At 46.4% G+C, this 22,761-nt stretch carries 20 protein-coding genes and 1 pseudogene; 6 read left to right on the top strand and 15 right to left on the bottom strand.

Annotated features, from left to right (window positions below):
• The first annotated feature begins 10 nt into the window (after positions 1-10).
• On the top strand, positions 11-901 hold the full coding sequence (locus R7E78_RS14015) for a LysR family transcriptional regulator (RefSeq protein WP_318057962.1): 891 nt from the start codon (positions 11-13) through the stop codon (positions 899-901).
• Between the two features lie 80 nt (positions 902-981).
• Here the strand turns inward: R7E78_RS14015 and R7E78_RS14010 are convergent, their stop codons facing one another.
• From R7E78_RS14010 to R7E78_RS13950, 13 genes are all read right to left on the bottom strand, one after another.
• Positions 982-2,088 (bottom strand): NADH:flavin oxidoreductase, encoded by a 1,107-nt coding sequence (locus R7E78_RS14010; RefSeq protein ID WP_318057961.1) that lies wholly within the window; start codon positions 2,086-2,088, stop codon positions 982-984.
• Between the two features lie 670 nt (positions 2,089-2,758).
• The gene (gene cyoE, locus R7E78_RS14005; protein WP_033906955.1) at positions 2,759-3,673 is read right to left on the bottom strand and encodes a heme o synthase; all 915 of its coding nucleotides are present in this window, start codon (positions 3,671-3,673) and stop codon (positions 2,759-2,761) included.
• Complete coding sequence (gene cyoD / locus R7E78_RS14000; RefSeq protein ID WP_012842490.1) at positions 3,634-3,945, bottom strand: cytochrome o ubiquinol oxidase subunit IV; 312 nt, start codon at positions 3,943-3,945, stop codon at positions 3,634-3,636. Before cyoD ends, cyoE begins: the two co-directional genes overlap by 40 nt.
• Entirely contained in the window at positions 3,945-4,547 is a 603-nt protein-coding gene (gene cyoC, locus R7E78_RS13995) for a cytochrome o ubiquinol oxidase subunit III (RefSeq protein WP_318057960.1), read from the bottom strand. The genes cyoD and cyoC overlap by 1 nt, the downstream gene beginning before the upstream one ends.
• Entirely contained in the window at positions 4,537-6,573 is a 2,037-nt protein-coding gene (cyoB, locus tag R7E78_RS13990; protein ID WP_130545566.1) for a cytochrome o ubiquinol oxidase subunit I, read from the bottom strand. Before cyoB ends, cyoC begins: the two co-directional genes overlap by 11 nt.
• Before the next feature lie 5 nt (positions 6,574-6,578).
• Complete coding sequence (gene cyoA, locus R7E78_RS13985) at positions 6,579-7,460, bottom strand: ubiquinol oxidase subunit II (protein ID WP_005388604.1); 882 nt, start codon at positions 7,458-7,460, stop codon at positions 6,579-6,581.
• A gap of 797 nt (positions 7,461-8,257) precedes the next feature.
• Positions 8,258-9,016, bottom strand: coding sequence for an SDR family oxidoreductase (locus R7E78_RS13980; protein WP_318057959.1), 759 nt, complete (start codon positions 9,014-9,016; stop codon positions 8,258-8,260).
• A gap of 110 nt (positions 9,017-9,126) precedes the next feature.
• Positions 9,127-10,032, bottom strand: coding sequence for a 3-hydroxyisobutyrate dehydrogenase (gene mmsB, locus R7E78_RS13975; RefSeq protein WP_318057958.1), 906 nt, complete (start codon positions 10,030-10,032; stop codon positions 9,127-9,129).
• Positions 10,033-10,043: 11 nt separating this feature from the next.
• The gene (locus tag R7E78_RS13970) at positions 10,044-11,183 is read right to left on the bottom strand and encodes an enoyl-CoA hydratase/isomerase family protein (protein WP_318057957.1); all 1,140 of its coding nucleotides are present in this window, start codon (positions 11,181-11,183) and stop codon (positions 10,044-10,046) included.
• Positions 11,184-11,191: 8 nt separating this feature from the next.
• Positions 11,192-11,977 (bottom strand): enoyl-CoA hydratase, encoded by a 786-nt coding sequence (locus tag R7E78_RS13965; protein ID WP_318057956.1) that lies wholly within the window; start codon positions 11,975-11,977, stop codon positions 11,192-11,194.
• A gap of 38 nt (positions 11,978-12,015) precedes the next feature.
• Positions 12,016-13,170, bottom strand: coding sequence for an acyl-CoA dehydrogenase family protein (locus R7E78_RS13960; protein WP_318057955.1), 1,155 nt, complete (start codon positions 13,168-13,170; stop codon positions 12,016-12,018).
• 19 nt (positions 13,171-13,189) lie between these two features.
• Positions 13,190-14,683, bottom strand: coding sequence for a CoA-acylating methylmalonate-semialdehyde dehydrogenase (locus tag R7E78_RS13955; protein ID WP_318057987.1), 1,494 nt, complete (start codon positions 14,681-14,683; stop codon positions 13,190-13,192).
• 23 nt (positions 14,684-14,706) lie between these two features.
• Complete coding sequence (locus R7E78_RS13950) at positions 14,707-15,918, bottom strand: acetyl-CoA C-acyltransferase (protein WP_318057954.1); 1,212 nt, start codon at positions 15,916-15,918, stop codon at positions 14,707-14,709.
• Positions 15,919-16,193: 275 nt separating this feature from the next.
• On the opposite strand from R7E78_RS13950, the gene R7E78_RS13945 reads away from it, so the two are divergent.
• The 5 genes and pseudogenes from R7E78_RS13945 (at position 16,194) to R7E78_RS13925 (ending at position 21,210) form a co-directional block, all read left to right on the top strand.
• The gene (locus tag R7E78_RS13945; RefSeq protein WP_017821195.1) at positions 16,194-16,568 is read left to right on the top strand and encodes a MerR family transcriptional regulator; all 375 of its coding nucleotides are present in this window, start codon (positions 16,194-16,196) and stop codon (positions 16,566-16,568) included.
• A 66-nt stretch (positions 16,569-16,634) separates the two neighbouring features.
• The gene (locus tag R7E78_RS13940) at positions 16,635-17,804 is read left to right on the top strand and encodes an isovaleryl-CoA dehydrogenase (protein ID WP_130545558.1); all 1,170 of its coding nucleotides are present in this window, start codon (positions 16,635-16,637) and stop codon (positions 17,802-17,804) included.
• A gap of 25 nt (positions 17,805-17,829) precedes the next feature.
• Positions 17,830-19,433: pseudogene (locus tag R7E78_RS13935) on the top strand (carboxyl transferase domain-containing protein).
• Between the two features lie 29 nt (positions 19,434-19,462).
• Positions 19,463-20,302, top strand: coding sequence for an enoyl-CoA hydratase-related protein (locus R7E78_RS13930; protein ID WP_138940352.1), 840 nt, complete (start codon positions 19,463-19,465; stop codon positions 20,300-20,302).
• Positions 20,302-21,210 carry a hydroxymethylglutaryl-CoA lyase gene (locus R7E78_RS13925; RefSeq protein WP_318057953.1) on the top strand — a complete coding sequence of 303 codons (909 nt, stop codon included), beginning with the start codon at positions 20,302-20,304 and terminating at the stop codon, positions 21,208-21,210. The genes R7E78_RS13930 and R7E78_RS13925 overlap by 1 nt, the downstream gene beginning before the upstream one ends.
• A gap of 46 nt (positions 21,211-21,256) precedes the next feature.
• Here the strand turns inward: R7E78_RS13925 and R7E78_RS13920 are convergent, their stop codons facing one another.
• Positions 21,257-22,135: a DMT family transporter gene (locus tag R7E78_RS13920; protein ID WP_005375761.1), complete on the bottom strand. Its 879-nt coding sequence runs from the start codon at positions 22,133-22,135 to the stop codon at positions 21,257-21,259.
• Positions 22,136-22,527: 392 nt separating this feature from the next.
• A complete protein-coding gene (locus R7E78_RS13915) occupies positions 22,528-22,719 on the bottom strand; it encodes a hypothetical protein (RefSeq protein WP_318057952.1) in 192 nt (63 codons plus the stop codon).
• Between the last annotated feature and the right edge of the window lie 42 nt (positions 22,720-22,761).

The raw sequence follows: 22,761 nt of genomic DNA, 5'->3' as shown, positions 1-22,761 counted from the left end.
GGCATTAGGGATGAGTATTAAGCTTCAACAATTAATGCATTTTGTGATGGTAGTCGAGGAAGGAGGCTTTCGAGCCGCTTCACATCGTGCAAATCGTTCTCAGGCGGCACTGTCCACATCGATAAAAGAGCTTGAAAAAATTCTAGGGCAAACGCTGTTTGAACCCGGAAACAAAACCAAATTGACCCCCTTTGGTGAAATTTGTCTGCCCAAAGTGGTTCAGTTTCTCAATATCTACAGTGCACTAGACAACGATCTCAAAGCAGCCGCTGCCGGACAGCAAGGGAGAGTGCGAATTGCGAGCGTTCCTTCTGTTGCAGCGAAGCTCATTCCTAGCGTGTTGGGCGCCTTTTGCGAACAGTATCCAAATGTAGAAGTAAGCTTGATAGACGATAATGCCGCTGGCGTCGAGGCTCGCCTACTCTCCGGTGAGGTCGACTTAGCGCTCGGTAACCCCTCTCACCTCGATGAGGGCGGCATTGACTTTACACCACTGTTAGCCGATCCAATAGGCGTGGTATGTTTAAAGGATAACCCTATTGCGAGTCATCCAGAAGGAATCGAGTGGCAAACTTTGTTGAAACAACCCTTTATCCGTAACGGCACTTGTACACTTCTCGATCCAACCCCAGCAAGAGCTCTGAGTCAGCAAGCGCTCTATTCGGTCGAAAATATTACTTCGCTGTTTTCTGTCTTAGAACTTGGGATTGGTGTCACGACCCTACCGAAGCTTGCTTTCCCAACCAATGAAACACGCTTGGTTTGGATTCCGCTTATCGATCCACCACTTGAAAGGCAAATTGGTATATTTACGTTAACCGATCGCACGATCTCGCCTCAAGCTAAAGCATTTCACGATCTTTGTGTGCATTATTTAAACTATCAAAAAGAAGATAAATAATGGTTCGATTAACATGCGGATAATTAAAAGCCTCCATATTCAGAGTGGAGGCTAATTTGTATTTGTGTAGTCGCTTCGTTTTATTTTTTGCGACGATTTCGGTTCTTATACACCACGCAAAAGTTACCACGCTTGGTACGACACTTTGAGCAACGTTCGCAATCTACTGGTGCGCGATTGCCTTCTTTCCAACGTTTGATCAACTGCGGCTCAGCCAATAAAGGGCGTGACACAGCAAAAAATTGGATATCTGTGTTATCTGCAATTTTCTCAATCGCATCAATGTCGCTCAGCCCGCCGACAGTAATCACCGGTATGCTAACGTCCTGACTGATCACGTGACCATATTCGTGAAAGTAACCTTCTTTTTGTAGTGTGTAACCATCGAACGTTTGACCAACAAGTTCGTTTGCTTTGCCGTGAATATTGCCAGACACGACGATCGCATCAAAGCCTACTTCTTCAAGTGTCTTACAGACGACGCGAGTTTCATCGAACGTTAAACCGCCGTCAAAGAACTCTGTTGCCGTCAGTTTAACGAGGATGGGAAATTCGCTTCCAACCAGCTTTCTGGTTTCAGAATAAATTTCTAAAAGAAAGCGCATGCGATTTTCTAAGTCACCGCCATATTCGTCTTCTCGACGATTATAGTACGGGCTTAAAAACTGGTTAATTAAATAAGTGTGCGCCGCATGAATCTCTACGCCGTCAAAACCAGCGTCTTGAGCACGTTTACTCGCCAATGCGAATGCCTTTACGATGTAGTCTATTTCGTCCTTTGTCATCGCTTTGCCTTGCGTATTTGTACCACGCTCAGGCACGTCACTCGGAGCGAAGATGACACGCTCACCGACGTTATGGGTGGTTTTGGTGCCACCGTAAGCAATTTGCATCACGATTTTAGAATCTTGTTGATGTACTAGCTCTGTTAGCTTTTTGTATTCTTCAATAAAAGAGTCGTTGTAGATCCCCATCATACCTGCGTTGGGTTTCTCTTCTTCAACGATATTGGCATAACCCGTAACAATAAGCCCAACTTCCCCTTTCGCAAGCGTTTCGTAAATATCGTAAAGCTTTGCCGTCATATGACCATCTTCGGTCGCCATGTTCTCCCACGTTGCGCTTCTCACAAAACGGTTCTTTAGGGTCATGTTGCCAATGCGGGCTTCGGAAAACAAAATGCTCAAAACCAGTCCTCTTAAAGTTGTCTTTATGTTTTATCTGTTCGCAAGTAAACAAGAACGAAAAAGGAACAGCGATACACGATGTATGGCTGTTCCTTCTCTGAATCCTTGAGACCTGCAAACTACAGGCGCACCTTAATGCCTCGGAGACGACAAAACTTTAATCTGGGTTAATGTTTAGTGAGTTTTTAGACTATGTAAAAGGATGATTCTTAATCGTGTTCATTTCACTGGAGTTAAGATGCTTCCTCGCCCACTTTCAGTCGTAAAACTTGTGTATTTCGCTAGCTGGTGATTCAACTTAAACATTCGCATTGTTAGTTTGTATGCTGCTATGGGAACTAGCACTACCCCAAATGTTTACATTACAAACTATCGATATTGAATTCTCATATGGTAAGTAGAGTTATTGCGCTGTTTATACTTTTAGCTTAATCGTCGCTATCTCTTGGCATTATTACGCGTCAGCGGAAACGCGCGATCTACTATGTTTTACACACTGGTTGTTTTTGCTTTTAGATATGAATACGTGATAGTGAAGCTCGAGGAGGAACAGGAAAAACAGGGAAAATAAAGGACAATAGAAAGCTAAATGACCTTACTTCTAGGTAAGGCCATTCATGCATTCAGCAGCAAAAGATATTGGCGCTTAGCAAACGCTTAGGTCTGGTTGTTACAGAGCTAGAGGAATCAACTCGACACCAAGCACACCACTGATCCCCATCACCACTAGCAGTGAGACTTTAAACACCGACTTTGACCAAGCGATGTAGTTGTTGTCATCAATGCTGCGAAAGGTCACTTTCGTCCACATAAAGCAAACAACCGCTGCAACTGCTAAGTATTCATACCCGGCTTCACCTAGTAAAAATAACCCCAATGATGCTGCTCCAAAAGCCACGACATACGCTTTCATGTGTCGATGCGCTTTATGAATACCTTCTTTAACTGGCAATACGGGAATCCCGGCTTCTCGGTAGTCTTGCATGCGGAACATGGCAATGGCATACGAGTGCGGCATTTGCCAGAGACAGAACATGGTAAAGAGTAAAATCGCTTCCAAGCTAATGAAGTTTGTTACCGCTAAGTAACCCACCAATGGCGGAACTGCGCCTGAGATACTTCCCACTAAGGTTCCATACACCGAGTTACGTTTGTACCACATCGTGTAAAAGAACACGTAATACACGTAGCCAAGCAACACGACGACAGCGGATAGTGGGTTCACTCGGATAAATAAGAGTGCGGTTCCTACCAGCAATAAAGCAAGTGCATAAACAAACGCAATATCGATATTGATGTTGCCTTTCACTGTTTCACGATTTCGTGTACGTGCCATCTTCTGGTCGATATCACGATCGAAAATATTATTCACCACACAACCTGAAGCGATGACTAACCCAACACCAACTAACGTCGTAACGAACAGCATTAGACTGGCTGGTTCTGTTTTTGCGGCGAGGAAGAACCCCGCCGCAACAGAAATCAGGTTGCCGAAAATAATGCCCGGTTTAGTGATAGACAAATAACTTTTCAGCATACCTTGACCTACAACTTCATGTTGACGTTCATGTTGTAGATGATCCATACCGAGCCAGCGATAAGGATAAGTACAACAATGGCGGTAAACATCAGTGATACAAGATTCCAACGTCCGTCGGATGTTTTTGTTTCCATGTGCAAGAAGTATTTAAAGTGAACAAATATCTGCACTAATGCACATCCAAATAGAATCGCATAGGTCGTTGTATCTGGTAATGATTTCGTCCAAACAAAGTAGAACGGAATTACCGTCAGAATCAGTGAGGCAATAAAGCCTTTCACGTAATCTGACGCACTGGTTTCTACATGTTGATCCATTACATTACCCCCAGTAAGTAAACGATGGTAAAGACACAAATCCAAACGATATCTAGAAAGTGCCAGAATAGGCTTAAGCAGTTAAAGCGCATTGCCATATTGTCGTTCAGACCTTTCGTCGACAGTTGATGATACGCTACCGCTAACCAAATCAGACCAAAGGTTACGTGCAGGCCGTGCGTACCAACCAACGTAAAGAATGCCGATAGGAATGCACTTGTTTTTGGCCCATAGTCTTCTTCAATCAGGTGATGGAACTCATAGACCTCCATACAGATAAAGCCAAGACCAAGCGCGAACGTGACTAACATCCAACGTTTGAGACCAGCAACGTTGTTGCGCTTCATCGCGATAATGCCAAAACCAAATGTGATACTGCTAAACAGCAGCAGCATGGTTTCGACAAACACGAATGGGAGTTCGAAAATGTCTTTACCTGTTGGGCCCGCAATTGAATTGCTCGACAGCACAGCGTAAGTCGCGAACAAGGTCGCAAACAATACACAGTCACTCATCAGGTAAACCCAAAAGCCAAATAGCTTGTTGCCATTCGTGTCATGGTGGTGATCATGGTCGTGATGTGCTGCGATATTAGTTTGCATACGTCACCTCCAGATCATCTTTACTTTCGCTGTCTTTCACTGAGTTTTTCTTCGCTTCTTCAAGCTGAGCTCGACGCTCGGCCTCAATTGCTTTGATCTCTTCAACTTCCACGTAGTAATCCACGTCATCGTTGTAGCTGTGCTGAATACACGTCACGATAATACCGACCAAACTTGCTGCCGCTAGCCACCAGATGTACCAAATCATGCCGAAGCCAAATAGGAGCGACCAAGCAGACACGTAGATGCCTGTTGCCGTGTTTTTTGGCATATGAATACGTTCGTATTCCACTTCTTTAGTTGGATCGAACTCGCCACTTTGTTTCTGGTACCAGAAGGCATCCAGCACATCACCTTTTGGTAGGTGCGCAAAGTTGTAGAACGGCGGTGGAGACGATGTTGCCCACTCAAGAGTACGACCACCCCACGGATCACCAGTTAGGTCACGGTTTTGCTCGCGGTCACGGATACTCACGTAAATTTGGATGAACTGAGACAATACGCCCAGTGCAATCACAACCGTACCTGCTGCGGCAATCGACAACAGTGGGAAGTATTCAGGGTTGATGTCTTGGCTTAAACGACGAGTCATACCCATAAAGCCCAGCGCGTAAAGCGGTAGGAACGCCATTAAGAAACCAATAATCCAAAGATAGAACGCACGTTTGCCCCAAGCTTCATTCATGGTGAAACCTGTCGCTTTCGGGAACCAGTAAGTGATCGCAGCGAAACACCCAAACACCACACCACCGATGATAACGTTGTGGAAGTGAGCAATCAGGAATACTGAGTTATGCAGAACGAAATCTGCGCCCGGAACAGCCATTAGTACGCCTGTCATACCACCAACAGTAAAGGTGATCAGGAAGCCCACCGTCCACATCATTGGCGTCGTAAAGCGGATGCGGCCTTTGTACATGGTGAATAGCCAGTTGAAGATCTTCACCCCAGTTGGGATAGAAATAATCATCGTGGCAATACCGAAGAAGGCATTTACGTTCGCGCCAGACCCCATCGTAAAGAAGTGGTGTAGCCAAACGACAAACGCAAGAATCGTGATAACTACGGTAGCCCAAACTAGCGATGTGTAACCGAACAACTTTTTACGTGAAAAGGTTGCGGTGACTTCTGAGAACACACCAAAAATTGGCAAGATCAAGATGTACACTTCTGGGTGACCCCAAGCCCAAATAAGGTTGACGTACATCATTACGTTGCCGCCAAGATCATTGGTAAAGAAGTGCATGCCTAGGTATCTATCCAGCGTTAGCAGAGCGATAGTCACCGTTAGGATTGGGAATGAAATGATGATCAAAATGTTTGCACACAGAGACGCCCAAGTGAAAACTGGCATCTTCATCATTGGCATAGACGGTGTACGCATACGCAAAATGGTCGCGAAGAAGTTCACGCCTGTTAACGTCGTACCAACACCTGATATCTGCAGCGCCCAAATCCAATAGTCGACCCCGACTCCTGGGCTTGCCTCAATACCTGAAAGCGGCGGATACGCTAGCCAACCTGTACGACCAAATTCACCTAAGCCGAGAGACATGTTTGTTAGGATGACACCAACAACAAACAGCCAGAAGCTCAAGTTATTCAGATACGGGAAAGCTACGTCACGCGCACCAATCTGCAATGGCACGATGATGTTCATCAAACCAATGACCAATGGCATCGCTACAAAAAAGATCATGATCACGCCGTGGGCAGTAAAAATTTGATCGTAGTGATGCGGTGGCAAGTAACCTGCTTCACCCGCAGAAGAAAGGAGTTGCTGACTACGCATCATGACTGCGTCAGCAAAACCACGAACAAGCATCACCATCGCTACTGCGATGTACATGAAGCCAAGTTTTTTATGGTCTACTGAAGTAAACCATTCATTCCACAAATATTGCCACTTTCCGGCTTTGGTCACCGCGTAAACTACGGCTAAACCAACCAGCGCCACAACCGCTAGGGTGATGACGATAATAGGTTCGTGGAATGGAACTGAATCAAGAGTTAATCTTCCAAACATTACGATTATCCTTGGTTTTCAGGCAAACAGTTCATTGAACCAGGATGCTGAGTCACAACGTCGGTGAACAAGAACGGAGGAACGCTAGAGAACAAAGTGACTGGCTCTGCGATACTTGGCGCTGCCAGTGAGCTGTATTGCTCCCAATCTTCAATACGATCAGGGCTCGCCTTCACTTTCTGCACCCAATTTAGGAACGCAGCACGATCAGACATTGCTGAAGCTGTGAACTTCATTTGCGAAAAGCCTTCGCCGCTGTAGTTCGATGCAAAACCCTTGTAGTCACCTTCGTGGTTCGCTATCAGGTTGAGCTTGGTTACCATTCCTGGCATCGCGTAGATCTGTGTACCTAAGCGAGGGATGAAAAACGCGTTCATGATGTTGTCCGAAGTCAGTTTGAACTGCACTGGCACGTCTTTCGGGAACGCCACATAGTTCACCGTCGCAATGTTTTCTTCTGGATAGATGAACAACCATTTCCAATCGAGTGACACCACTTCGATGGTCATTGGTTTAACATCACTTTCCAAAGGTTTGGATGGCTCTAGTTCATGAGTCGAACGCCATGTGATCGTCGCAAGAATCGCAATGATGATGATTGGAATTGTCCATACCACCACTTCGATTTTGGTCGAGTGTGACCACTCGGGTGCGTACTCTTCTTCAGTGTTAGAGGCGCGGTATCGGTAAGCGAAGTAAATCGTCATTAAAATCACAGGGATTACAACGATCAACATCAGCAAAAGAGCAGTAATAATTAACTCTTTTTCTTGCACACCAATGGCACCTTTGGGGTCAAGTAAAGCTGAATTACATCCTGAGAGCATAAGTATGACGGACGCCAAACTTCCCCTCGACAAGATGCGTTTATATCTTGAGGCTTCCATTAACTTTCTCGATGGTTGTCTGGTTTCAAAACAGATGCCAATCAAAGTAAATAAGAGCTCACAAATAGCGCAGAGGTAATGTATGAGAACAAGAAAAACCTCGATAAGTAGTTATTCTACTTACAATTTTTCAACTTCGTCATCAAGCATTTAACCAGCTAGAATGAACCGTTATTTGCTACGATACGATTGGTATCAAGCCAAGAACCAGTTGTTATAGTCATTAGAATGTTTATGTGTTGAGCATGAGTAACGTCGGGTTCAGAGCGAAACAAAACGGAATTGAGTGGAGATCAAAACCACACTCTTAGTGTGAGTTTATTGTTACACTTTGAAACACTATGTTACATTTGGCGCATTATGAGGAGTAAAAAGTTAAAGCTCATTAGCCACAACTGGAAACTAACCTTCCATTAATGGAAGTTACACACTTTAAATAGAATATTAACTTCAACACGAACTCCTCGTGCTTCAACAATTAATTATTTAAAAACAAACAGTTGAAACTAAAAATTGATGAGACTGACTATCAACTTCATTTACGCAGATAGCCTTAATGAGAAGCGGAAACTAAAAAAACAAAAGTGTGATCAGTATCAAACTAATGATTTCACTTAATATTTGAGTGGTATTTACATCTCTTTATTGGATTGTAAGAAATCATTCTCAAGGTAAATCCAAACATAAGTTGTAAATACATTTGGGTTGCGCAGAATTAGTACTCTATAACATAGAAAATGTTGAAATGGAAAGAGACTTATTATTCAGGTCTATCAGAGCCTTATTTCAGTGGTCACTTACATACGAATGCCGCCATCCACTTCTAAAACCCTGCCAGTAAAGTAATCACTCTCAATAATGTATTTTACTGCATGCGCGATTTCGCTTGTTTCGCCCATCCTGCCAACTGGGATCATCTTTTCTAATCGCTCTATGGCTTCGGGTTTCATTTGCTCTGCCATCGCGGTGTGTACTACACCTGGTGCAACCGCCGCCGCACGAATACCGTATCTTGCGAGCTCACGGGCCCATGTTGTCGCCATGGTCGCGACCGCCGCTTTAGATGCAGAATAATTGGTTTGTCCGATATTCCCTGCTCTCGCAACACTAGAAATATTGATGATAACGCCTCGGGAGCCACTCTCAATCATCTTGACGGCAGCTTCACGCCCACACAAAAATGTTCCTGTCACGTTAACGTTCATGACCAAATTGAATTGATCCAAAGACATCTTACTGATCACGCCATCTTTTGCTTTTACAAGTAACCCATCTCTTAACACACCAGCGTTATTGACTAACCCATTGAGTTGACCAAAATCTTGGATAATCGCTTCAAACGTGGTTTCAACATCGATTTCGTTGGTGACATCCACTTGATATGTCAACGCTTTCGCACTCAGCATTCGACACTGCTCTTGTGTTTCAATTAAGCCACTGGCGTTTACATCCAACAACGCTAAATCAGCGCCAGCTTGAGCAAGGGTAATGGCCATCATTTGCCCAAGCCCCTGCCCTGCTCCTGTAATGGCAATAACACTACTTTTTATGTCCATATTGGTGCACTCCATAGCTCGTAATGTTCTCTATCTCAACCAGTCTAAGTTGGCCGAAATGATGCGCGTTTTAGGTCACCATCTCGGGCTGGTTTGTCACAAAACTCGGTCTAGCCTTTCTTACTCTTGTATAACTCAAATAAGCTTGAGAAATCGAGCTCGCCGTGACCGCTCGCGTTGTGGAAAGAATATAAGTTGCGCGCTAACGAACCCATCGGAACCGAAGAATGTGTTTGTAACGCCGCATCTAACCCCAAGCCGAGATCTTTTAGCATGAGTTTGCTCATAAAGCCCGGTTGGTAATCGTTGCTGGCTGGCGCACTGTCCATCACGCCTGGGCAAGGATTGTAAAGCTCCAATGCCCAATTTCGGCCAGAACTTTGCAGCATGATGTTTGATAGCACTTTTGGATCGAGTCCATGATCGATACCTAGGTTTAATGCCTCGCACGTACCAGACATTAAAATGCCGAGCATAAGGTTGTTACAGATTTTCGCCATTTGACCATCGCCTGCTTTGCCAGCATGGAAAACATTTTTTCCCATATACTGCAAAATCGCATTGGCTTTAGAAAACGCTTGATCCGAACCACCAACAATAAAGGTTAATGTCGCCGCTTTAGCACCAGCAACGCCCCCCGAAACGGGTGCGTCGACAAACAACACGCGTTTATTTGCCGCTTCATTGGCGACTAATCGCGCAGAGTCCGGATCAATGGTTGAACAATCAATCATCAAGGTACTTGGCGAGACAAGATTGAGGACACCTACGCCGCCGTGTAAGTCGCCAAGATACACGGAACGAACGTGAGATCCTGCTGGTAGCATCGTGATGACTGTGCTTGCACCATCCACGACTTCCTCAATAGAGCTCGCCACCACCGCACCAAAAGGTACTAGTTGCTTTGCGGCTTCGCTATCGACATCGAATACTTGCACGTTAAATCCAGACGCGAGTAAGTTTTGCGCCATAGGATGCCCCATTCTTCCTAAACCGATAAATGCGATGGTACTCATGATCATTCTCCTTATTGACCTAGTGTTTGTTCACCCAAATCAGCAAGCGGATGCTCGTTATCCGACCAAAGTGAGGTAAACAAAGTATCGATAACATCTTCATCGACTTCACTGACACTGTTAAATATCCAGCTCGGCTCGCCATCCCGGTCAATGAGCCGAGAACGGACGCCCTCTTTAAACTCACCTAATAAGGCACTGCGAACCGACAAACTCAACTCTAAACGGAAGCAATCTGCAAGTGGTAAGCTGTGGTACTCTTTCACTTGTCTAAAGCAAATATGCGCGGTGATCGGACTGCCCGATGCGAACGTTTGTTTCGCGTTTTCTATCCACTGGCTATTCCCTTCGATAGCCATGATTCGCTGTGCTATCGCATTAAGATCAAAGCCTTTGCACGCTTCCTCTATCTGATCTAAGTATGGACAAATTTGCGTGGTTGGTTTGCTATCAATAACCTGTTCTTCCATTAATTTTAGTAGCGCAGTTACCAACTCTTTCGCATCTTCTTTGCCCCACTGGAGCCGCTTTAGCTCATCCAGTAAGGTGGGATACTGCTCTTCCAACAGTAACCTATCGGCCAAACCAATAGTGACAGCGTCACTTGAATTTACCATTGAACCTGTCAATCCGAGGAATAAGCCCACTTGCGGATCTATCTGGCTTAAAAACCACGTACCTCCCACATCGGGATACAGTCCAATATTGATTTCTGGCATAGCAAGGCGTGATGTTGTTGTCACAACTTTATGGCTGGTTCCCATAAAAAGCCCCATCCCACCGCCCATGACAATACCTTCTCCCCAACCGATAATGGGTTTGTTGTAAGTGTGGATGAGATAGTCACACTCATACTCCAACGAGAAATAGTTCGTACAGAACTCTACGATTTTTTCTTTACTCTCGTTATGCATGACGTGATACATAGCTCGAACATCACCACCAGCACAGAATGCTTTTTCTCCAGCGCCAGTCAGTACCACACAAGCCATATGTGGATCATCTTGCCACTTGATAAGCTGATCGTTAAGTTGGACTAACATGTCATACGTCAATGCATTCAATGAAGCGGTGTTGTCTAACGTTGCGATACCAATGCGGTGCACGCCATCTAAGCACTCTATTTCACTAATGGTTACCATCCCTGCCATGTGGCCTCCTATCGGTTTTTCCATTGCGGTGGGCGTTTTTCTAAAAAGGCGCGAACACCCTCAACTTGATCTTCCGTATCAAAAAGATTCAGAAACAACTCTCGCTCTTTCATTAAGCCGTGCTGAAGTGGCGCAGAGCGCATATTTTGAATGAGCGCCTTACATGCGGCGACAGAAGATGGCGACTGGTTCGCAACAGATTCAGCAAGTTCCAGCGCTTTACTTAAAGCTTCACCTTTGGGAACCAACTCCTCAACTAGGCCTAGTTCTTTTGCTTTGTCAGCGCTGACTTGCTCTCCACATAAAATGATACGCTTTGCCCAGCCTTCCCCTACTAACGCTGTGAGGTTTTGGGTACCGCCAGCGCAGGGCAAAAGTCCGACTTTGGCTTCTGGTAAAGCAAGTACCGCTTGCTCTTCAATTACTCGAATATCACAAGCTAATGCCACTTCTAAACCTCCGCCCATGGCGTAACCATTAATGGCGGCAATGGAAACACCACGAAATTCCGAGAGCGTTTCAAAGGCTTCACCAAAGCATCGCGCCATATCTAACGCAACCGCTTTGTCACCGTCAGAAAATAGCTTGAGATCTGCACCAGCAGAGAAAAACTTTTCTCCACTGCCGGTTAAAACCAGTGCGTAGACCTGCTTATCATTGTTAAGTGTGAGTATCAGCGACTTCAGTACCTTGAGGCTCTCTGCTGTCCACGTATTGGCTGGCGGGTTGTTCATTGTCACCACCGCAACGTGATTAGTGATCGTATGTTGAATGGCTTCTTGGGTTAATGGCATATCTGAATCCTTTCTCAATGAGCAAATCCAATACTTCGCTACAGCAAGGCCGATTCCTCAGAGAGCAAACGGCGCGCGATGATCAAGCGCATAATTTCGTTCGTTCCCTCCAGAATTTGATGCACACGCACATCTCTGAAATGACGCTCCATTGGATACTCTTTGATGTAACCATAGCCGCCATAAAGCTGCAGCGCTTGGTCGCAAACCTGAAAACCTACATCGGTTGCGAACCGTTTTGCCATCGCGCAATAAGCCGTAGCATCAGGGTCATTTCGGTCGAGTTTACTGGCGGCATAGCGCACCAACTGCCGCGCAGCCACTAGCTCTGTCGCCATGTCTGCCAATTTGAATTGTAAGGCTTGAAACTGCGCAAGCGGCTTGCCGAACTGCTTACGTTCTTGAATGTACCGTGCCGCCTGATTAAGGCCCTGTTGAGCCGTACCGACGGAACAGGTCGCAATATTTATACGCCCTCCATCAAGCCCTTTCATCGCAAAGACAAAACCTTGCCCTTCTTCGCCCAGTAAATGGCTAGCTGGAATAACGACATTTTCAAAAGTAACCGCTCGTGTTGGTTGGCTGTTCCAACCCATTTTGGGTTCTTTGCGCCCATAGCTGATACCATCAGCGTGAGCAGGAACAACAAATGCGGACACGCCTTTGGCACCCTCATCTCCGGTTCGCGCCATCACGACCAAAACATCTGTCTCTCCTGCGCCAGAGATAAAGGTTTTGCCACCATTCAGCACGTAAGTATCACCTTTTTTGCTCGCGGTTGTGGCCAACGAAGCGGCATCCGACCCCGCATTAGGCTCGGTTAAGCAATATGAACCCAACCACTCGCCAGAGACCAGCTTAGGGCAATATTTAGCTCTCACTTCTTCGTTCGAGAAACTCGCGATCATCCAACTCACCATATTGTGGATAGTCATGAAAGCGGTCGTCGACGTACAGCCCATTGAGAGTTGTTCAAAGATAATTGACGCATCCAAACGGCTTAACCCTAAGCCGCCATGTTCTTCTGGTGTGTAGAGACTGAGAAACCCCAGTTCCCCCGCCTCTCTCAATACGTCTTTGGGGAAGATCTGCTTTTCATCCCACTCCGCCGCCATCGGTGCTAAACGCTCATCGGCAAATTGTTGAGCGGTATCGGCAAATGCACGTTGATCTTCATTAAGTTCAAAGTCCATAAAAGCTCCTTTTATTCACTCAGCGCAGTTGGATGGTCAGATTGAGCCCCGTTGGAATATCGTCATCAAACCAACGCGCCGTCACCGTTTTGGTCTCGGTATAAAAACGCACTGCTTGTTTACCATACGCATGTAAATCACCGTAGAAACTGCCTCTCCAACCAGTAAAGGAGAAAAATGGTAAAGGGACTGGAATTGGCACATTAATCCCCACTTGACCGACTTGAATGTCATGCTGATATTTTCTCGCAGCAGCGCCATTAGCGGTAAATATAGAAGTTCCGTTGCCGTAAGGGTTGCGATTCACCAACTCAATGGCCTCTTGCAACGTTTCGACTTCCATACAAACTAAAACAGGGCCAAATATCTCTTGCGTGTAAATCGACATGTTCGCTGTTACACCGCTAAACAAGGTTGGGCCAATCCAGTTTCCATCGGGAAAGCCGTCCACTTCACACTGACTGCCATCGAGTTCACACACTGCGCCTTGTTGTTTGCCATCTTCGATTAGGTCCAATACGCGTTGTTTGGCTTGCTCACTGATCAGTGGGCCATAAGCAGCCTGTTCATCATCCCAAGGCCCTGGGTGTACTTTCGCCATCGCCAGTTTCAGGTCTGCAATCCATTGTTTTGAATCGCCGACAAATACCGCAACAGAAATCGCCATACAGCGTTGCCCCGCAGCCCCTACTGAGGCTCCGATTAGGTTATTCACCACTTGATCTTTGTTTGCATCAGGCATGATCACCATGTGATTCTTTGCACCAGCAAAAGCTTGAACCCGTTTAAAATGTTTAGTCCCTGTGGTGTAGATATAACGGGCAACGGGAACCGAGCCAACAAATGACACCGCTCGAATATCAGGATGAGCCAGAAGAAAGTCGACTTGCTCTTTGCGGCCATGAACGATCTGCAACACTCCTTTCGGCGCACCAGCTTGCTCAAATAGTTCAGCTAAACGAATAGAGGTCAACGGCACTTGTTCGGAGGGTTTAAGCACAAATGTATTGCCCGCAGCGATGGCGATTGGGAACATCCACAACGGAATCATGGCAGGAAAGTTAAATGGCGTAATGCCGCAACACACACCTAGGGGCTGAATCATTGAGTAACTATCAATATCCGTGGCAACGTTTTCGACGGTTTCGCCCATCATGTTGCTGGCAATATTTGCAGCCTGCTCAACAACCTCTATGCCTCGCCACACATCGCCTTTAGCATCCGCTAAAATCTTACCCGTTTCATGAGAAAGCAGTGTGGCAAGCTCATCATGATGCTCTTTGAGCAAGTGCTGATAACGAAGCATGACTCTGGCACGCTCGGATACTGCCACTTCCTTCCAGGATTGGAATGTCTCTTTCGCATTATCAATGGCGGCTTCCATCTCGTGCTCTGTGGAACATGGAACGTACGCAATGACATCATTAGTGGTGGGATTGGTTACCTCAACCCAATCCGATGTTTGAGATTCACGAAACTCGCCACCAATAAACAAGGGAACCAAACGAGTCATCATTTACTCCTTTCTAATTTCAATTAAAGCGGTATTTCAATGCCTATCGCCGTGGCTTCTCCACCACCGATACAAAGTGACGCAACACCCCGCATCACTTTTTTGGCTTCGAGATCACCATTGGTGCCTAACGCTTGTAGCTGACGCAAACTGTGAATCAATGTCACCAGAATTCGTGCGCCACTAGCCCCTATCGGATGCCCAAGCGCACAGGCTCCACCTTTAATATTTACTTTGCTCGTATCAAGCCCAAGTTCCGCCACCGCTATTTGAGTCACGACGGCAAAGGCTTCATTGATTTCCCACAGGTCCACTTCATAAATTGACCAATCTAGCTGGAACAGCAGTTGCTCAATTGCGTAGACGGGTGCCAAAGTAAATTCTGCAGGTTTTCTGGCATGTGTAGAGTGCGCCTTGATGATCGCAAGTGGTTTAAGCCCCTGATGACGCGCAGTGTCTTCATCCATAAGCACAAGAGCCGCTGCGCCATCTGAAATGGCACTCGAATTAGCAGCGGTCACCGTACCTTTTTCATCGAATGCAGGTTTGAGTTGAGGAATTTTACCAAGGTCAATCGAGCGAGGGTGCTCATCGCAGTCCAGCACCGCTTGTTCTGACTTGGTATTGAGTGAAACCGGCGAAAGTTCATCGGCAAACAAGCCTCGCTCTTGAGCTTCCAACGCACGCTTTGCCGACATCACGGCCCATTCATCCATTTGCTCTCTGGTGAACTTAAGCCTGTCAGCGACTTGCTGAGCATAAACACCCATTAAGTGCCCTTCGTAAGCATCTTGTAGCCCATCGAGAAACATGTGGTCATACGTAGACTGGTGCCCCATGCGCATTCCCTTTCTCGCCTCCCTCAGCAAATACGGCGCATTGGTCATACTTTCCATACCACCAGCAATGGCAGAGCGAATCGTTCCAGCTTTAATGAGATCGTGCGCTAGCATGACGCTCTTCATGCCAGAGCCACACACTTTGTTAATGGTGGTGCACCCTACACCCAAAGGAAGATCTGCCCCCATAGATGCTTGCCTCGCAGGAGCTTGTCCACACCCTGCTGGAAGCACACATCCCATGAACACTTCATCCACCGAATTCACATTCACTTCGTGCATTGCCGCCTTGATCGCCAGTGCGCCTAATTGAGGAGCAGAGTAAGTTTGCAACTTGCCTTGAAAGCGCCCAATTGGCGTTCTTTTCGCGCTGACAACCCAGATGTCTTTTCCCATGATTCGCATTCCCTTAAGGTATATGTGAACACTTGGCAGACTGATGACACCCTACATAGAATTACTCACCAAGCGCCACACCAGCCTTTATCGCCTTTTTCACTAACAAACTTTCATTCCGCGATTTCTTGACGTTTACGTAAGCATAGCACTAGCCTTTACAATGAGATGAAAAAACACACCAAGCAGACGTTTATATTTCAAAGTTGATGTTCGGCCTTCCCATTTAAGGTTCGATTTCCAGAAACTGGATTTTTATTCGAGGTAAGTATGTTATGGAAAAATACAAGATCAGTGACCTCGCCAAGGAGTTTGATATTACTACTCGCAGTATCCGGTTTTATGAAGACGTGGGTCTGATTGAACCAGAGCGAAAAGGCAATATGCGCGTTTATCAACGCAGGGATAGAATTCGCCTCAAACTGATTTTAAGAGGGAAACGACTCGGTTTTTCGTTGGCAGAAATTCGTGAACTTTTTGAGCTCTACGACATGCAACAAACCGAAGGACAGTTATTGAAAATGCTCAATATCATTGAAGAGAAACAAGCTGTCCTACAACAACAACTCAACGACATCAGCGTCGTTATGGCAGAATTGAATGCCGCTAAGGAGCGTTGTATTCAAACACTCAAAAGCAAGCAGACATAAACGCTATACTCAATTAGCAACACCGCTACAGGCTTTTCCACCTTACCTCTGATACCGGGAGACGTTATGAAAAGCACCTATACCCCACTCAATTTCGGACTTGGTGATACCATCGATATGCTCCGAGAACACGTTAATGCCTTTGCTACGGAACATATTGCGCCCATCGCCGCTGAGATAGACCGCGATAACCAGTTCCCGAATCATTTATGGCCTTTGTTGGGAGAAATGGGGTTGCTTGGTGTGACCGTCGATGAAGAGCTTGGTGGTGCAGGCATGGGATACCTCGCTCATGTTGTTGCCATGGAAGAAATCAGCCGTGCCTCTGCGTCTGTCGCTTTAAGCTACGGCGCTCATTCTAACCTGTGCGTCAACCAAATCTTTCGTAACGGCACGCCTTCTCAACGCGAAAAATACCTTCCAAAACTCATTGATGGTACGCACGTTGGCGCCCTAGCGATGAGTGAGCCCAATGCCGGTTCAGACGTGATAAGCATGCAACTGAAAGCGGAGAACAAGGGCGACCATTTTGTACTGAATGGCAACAAAATGTGGATAACAAACGGGCCAGATGCTGACGTAGTGGTGCTTTACGTTAAAACAGATGTCAGCGCAGGTTCACGTGGCATTACCGCATTCATTATTGAACGTAACTTCGCAGGTTTCACTCATGCTCAAAAGCTGGACAAGCTAGGCATGAGAGGCTCGAATACTTGCGAACTTGTGTTTAACCATTGCGTAGTGCCAAAAGAGAATATTCTTGGCGAGTTGAATCAAGGCGTCGAGGTGTTAATGAGTGGGCTGGATTACGAGCGCGTCGTCCTCGCTGCCGGACCACTCGGGATAATGCAAGCTTGCATGGACATTGTGGTCCCGTACGTACATGAACGAGAGCAGTTTGGAAAATCCATTGGCGAGTTTCAGTTAGTTCAGGGCAAGATCGCCGATATGTACTCTCGAATGAGTGCAGCAAAAGCGTATGTATATACCGTCGCAGCGGCTTGTGATCGAGGTAACGCAACACGCAAAGACGCCGCTGGCGCGATTTTGTACAGTGCAGAACTCGCCACACAAATGGCACTCGATGCAATACAACTGCTCGGTGGGAATGGCTACATCAATGAATACCCTGCTGGTCGTTTGCTACGTGATGCAAAGCTTTATGAAATCGGCGCGGGTACCTCAGAGATTCGCCGCATGTTAATTGGCCGAGAGCTGTTCGAAGAATCTCGCTAACGGAACATACGACAAGGAAGTCATTATGGCCATTATCAAAAGTAAAACTAAGCCAACTGACGAGTTATTTCTTTCCAATAAAGCCGTGATGGAAACGTTGGTCACTCAACTTAATCAACACATCGAGACCATCAAACAGGGCGACGGTGAAAAAGCCATTGAGCACCAGAGGCAAAAAGGAAAACTCCCCGCACGAGAACGCATCGCGCGCTTGCTTGATGACAACACTGACTTTCTTGAAATCAGCCAGTTTGCCGCCTGGCAAGTGTATGACGAAGCGATCCCCTGCGCTGGTGTTATCGCCGGCATTGGTATCATAGAGGGGATTCAATGCATGGTCATCGCCAACGATGCTTCGGTAAAAGGCGGAACCTACTACCCACTCACGGTAAAAAAACACCTTAGAGCGCAAGAGATTGCCCAACGTTGCCAACTCCCCTGCGTGTACTTGGTGGACTCCGGTGGCGCAAATCTCCCTCATCAGTCCGACGTCTTCCCCGACAAAGAACACTTTGGTCGCATTTTCTTTAACCAAGCGAGAATGTCGGCGAAAGGCATCCCCCAAGTTGCTGTTGTGATGGGGCTTTGCACTGCTGGGGGCGCGTACGTTCCTGCCATGGCGGATGTGTCCATTATGGTTAAAGAGCAAGGCACCATTTTTTTGGCGGGGCCACCTTTGGTGAAAGCGGCCACTGGCGAAGTCGTGACGGGTGAAGAGCTCGGCGGTGCAGACGTGCATTGTCGAAAATCTGGTTTCGCAGATTATTACGCTGAAAATGATGAACATGCCCTAATGCTTGCGAGAGAAGCCATTGCCAATGCCAATAGAACAAGACCTGTTAAGCCAGAAAACACCGTGCTTCCTCCCCGCTACGACGCAGAAGAAATCTACGGAATTGTGAATGCCAACTTACGACTGTCATTCGACGTTCGAGAAATTATTGCCCGCATCGTCGATGATTCTGATTTCGACGAATTCAAAGCCTTGTACGGCAGAACGCTAGTGTGTGGCTTCGCTCGTATTCAAGGACACTTGATTGGTATTGTGGCAAACAACGGTATCTTGTTTTCTGAATCGGCACAAAAAGGCGCGCACTTTATTGAGCTGTGCGCCAAACGGAAAATACCGCTTCTCTTTCTCCAAAACATTACCGGCTTTATGGTCGGAAAAAAGGTTGAAGAAGAAGGCATCGCAAAACATGGCGCCAAGTTAGTGATGGCCGTCGCTTGTGCTGACGTGCCGAAGTTTACCGTGATCATCGGTGGATCGTACGGCGCTGGTAATTACGGCATGTGCGGCCGAGCGTATGATCCAACCATGATGTGGATGTGGCCGAACGCGCGTATTTCTGTGATGGGCGGAGAACAAGCAGCAGGCGTTTTAACACAAGTTCGAAAAGACGCGAAGGAACGTCAGGGGGAAGCGTGGTCAGAGCAAGAAGAGCACATTTTTAGAGAATCGATCATAGACTTGTATGAAACACAGGACATCCCTATTTTGCGAGTGCTCGGCTATGGGATGACGGAATTATTGACCCTAAAAAAACGCGTCAGGTGTTGAGTCAAGCGTTAACGGCAGCATTAAATGCCCCCATTCCTGATAGCGAGTTTGGCGTCTTCAGAATGTAAACACCCAAAGATGAATTAAGGAAGTTAGTATGCAGGAAATGCAACCAAGCATTATTCCCAACGCCCAAAGGCAAGATGATGTTCTTTGGCATGTCGATGATAATGGCGTAGCGACCATTACCCTAAACAGAACAGCCAAACACAATGCTTTTGACGCTTGTACGATCGACTTGCTGATCCACCGCCTAGATTATCTCGCTTTACGAACGGATGTGCGGTGCTTGGTATTAAAAAGTAACGGTAAGCATTTTTCATCCGGGGCCGATTTGAATTGGATGCAGTCGATGGCCGAAAGCACGAGGCAAGATAACTTCGTTGATGCCCAAAACTTGGCAAGACTCATGGAAACATTAGATTCGTTCCCTCAACCCACCATCGCAGTTGTTCAAGGTTCCGCTTATGGTGGCGCTTTGGGGTTGATTTGTTGTAGTGATATCGCCATCGCAAGCCAAAGTGCCAACTTTTGCTTAAGTGAAGTTAGGCTTGGTTTAGTTCCAGCAACCATTGCGCCTTACGTCATGCGCGCGATGGGGAATAGACAAGCTAGACGCTATATCTTAAGTGGTGAAGTCATTTCAGCCGAAGATGCCGAACGGTTTGGTATTGTGCACGAAGTGAAAGAAGCCAAACAGCTTGAAAGTGCGGTCGATAGCGTAATCAAGACGTTGCTACTGAATAGCCCAGATGCGATGCGTAAAGCGAAAACGCTCTGCCATCAATGTCATCAAAACCCCATCGATCAACAACTGATTCACTATACTAGCAAGCTCATTGCGGACATTAGAGTATCGCCACAAGGCCAAGATGGCTTGCAAGCGTTTCTTGAAAAACGTAACCCAAGTTGGGTCACCAAGTCACAGGACAAGTAATGCTGCCTTCCAAAGTAAAGATTGTCGAAGTAGGTCCTAGAGATGGGTTGCAAAATGAATCTCCTGTTGCGACCCAGACTAAAGTCCGGCTGATCAACTTACTCTCTGATACTGGGCTAACGCATATTGAGGCGGGCTCTTTTGTCTCACCCAAATGGGTGCCACAAATGGCGGACTCAACAGAGGTCATGAAAGCAATAACACGGCGAAATCATGTTACCTACTCTGCCCTGACACCAAACCTAAAAGGCTTAGAACAAGCGTTAGAGGCTGGTGTCAATCAGGTCGCGATTTTCACTTCATCCTCAGAAGGATTCTGCCAACACAATATCAATTGCTCGATTGCCGAAAGTTTAACTCGCTTCGAACCTGTAATGCGATTAGCCACCAAATACGGCATCCCTGTTCGTGGCTATCTATCCTGCGTTGCCGACTGCCCTTACGATGGCCCGACAGCCCCTAAACAAGTGGCGAGCGTGGTCAAATCACTCATCGATTTAGGGTGTTATGAGGTGTCTCTAGGCGACACAATCGGTACAGGCACGCCAAACCGTATCGCTGCTATGCTAGAAGCCGTCATGTTGGTTGCACCTCTTCCCCAGCTTGCTGTCCATTTCCACGACACATGGGGACAAGCTCTCACCAACATTTATCAGGCACTGAGTATGGGCATCAACACCATCGACAGTAGTGTAGCTGGGCTGGGTGGATGCCCATACGCTCATGGCGCATCAGGGAATGTCGCAACGGAGGATGTACTGTATTTATGCCAAGGGTTAGGAATAGAGACGGGGATCGACTTAGATCTACTGGCTAAAGCTGGCTGGATGATCAGCGAAGAGCTGGGTCGGCAGCCTACATCAAAAGTGTCATTAGCATTGCGTAACCGCGTATTATCACTTTCGTAGAAGGCCATCCAGCACCTCAAATTCTCCCAACCCAAGTTAATTTGCTCTACTTTCGAGTAGGGAAGCGAAACCGCCCGCCAGTACGATAAATAATTAGAGAAAATAAGATAAGCACACAACCTACTAGTTTATTTGCCGTTAGCACTTCGCCATACCACAGCACGCTCAGAATAACCGTCCAAACTGGTTCTAATATCATAATTAGAGCAGCGTTACCTGCCTGAACAAATTTTTGCCCCATGGTTTGCATTACGTAACGCAAGCTCGTCGCTAATAAGGTACTCAACGCAAACCACCACCAAATAGAGGAGTCCACCTCTGCCGGGAAAGATTCCATAAAAAATGAAACCAACAAACCTAAACAACCTGCTGAAAAAAGTTGCACGCAAGTAAGCAGCAGCACAGGTAGTTTTTGAGAGTATTTGCTGTTCACATTAAAATGAAGCGCCAAAACCAGTGCTGCACCAAGAAACCACAATTGACTGGCCGATTGTTTCCAGCCACCAACTAAAGAAAGACAAGCAAGACCTAATACAGCGATAGGCAAAGAAAGCCAGAAAATTCGTTGTGGTCGTTGACGAAACATAACCCATGCAACAATCGGCACAAACAGCATGGAAAGGCTCATGATAAATGCGCCTTCCCCGAGAGTATCACTGATAGAAATAGCGTAAATCCATGTCATAACGGCACTGCCTAACAGGAGCCCGACACCACCAGCAGAAAGCACATCTTTTAAGTTTGCTTTCAGCAAAGGTCGGTAACATAGAGGCAGTAAGCAGAGCGAAGCGATAGTAAATCGCGCCCCAATAAAGCCAAAAGGTGGTAAACCCTGTATTGTTTCCTTAGAGAATATCCAGCCAAGTGCCGCGATCATCGTCGTCGCAACCAGAATAACCGTCGCTTTACGTTCTGAGTTAAACATAAGTACTCACAAAATATGGAACACACAATAGCGCAGCAAGAGAGTTTTTACTGCGCTATTGTGTAAATTTGAAAGGGGTTTGTGTCGAGCGAAAAAGTGAAAGCCCGATCCTCTCCTGTATTGTTGTCACGCAGATTGAAGTTCTGCTGCTAGATACATTAAATGCAGGCAAAGTATTAAGGCAAGCCTTTTCGCATACTAAATTACTTTAGCATTCTATACAGCAAGCAAACTGGCTAAAACCTGTACCGGTTGTCGAACTACCTCCCCTTCAAAACGCTTAACTTGACTGCGGCAGGAGTAGTATTGCGACTTCAACGCTCCTCAATACAGGTTGAATAAGGCGAATTGCTTTTTACCCATCGCCCCTACAATGAAAACTTATTGATTAACTACAACGAGCGATTAAATTGCTCCACGGCCTCTACAACACGGCTAGCGCCATCTTGTATTTCATTCATCACATTGCCTGCTTTTTCAGAGAGCTCTAGCGTATCTAGTGCTTCTTTTTGGCATTTAGCGATCAGCTTAACTGCGTTATCTGTTCGCTGTATGATCTGCTCCAGCCAGACTGGACACTCCATTAAGCGACATTTTGTTGTTCAAAGTTAACTGGGCTTAGATAC

This window comes from Vibrio sp. YT-19(2023) (genome assembly GCF_033337395.1).
This window is presented reverse-complemented; position numbering and strand designations above follow the sequence as displayed.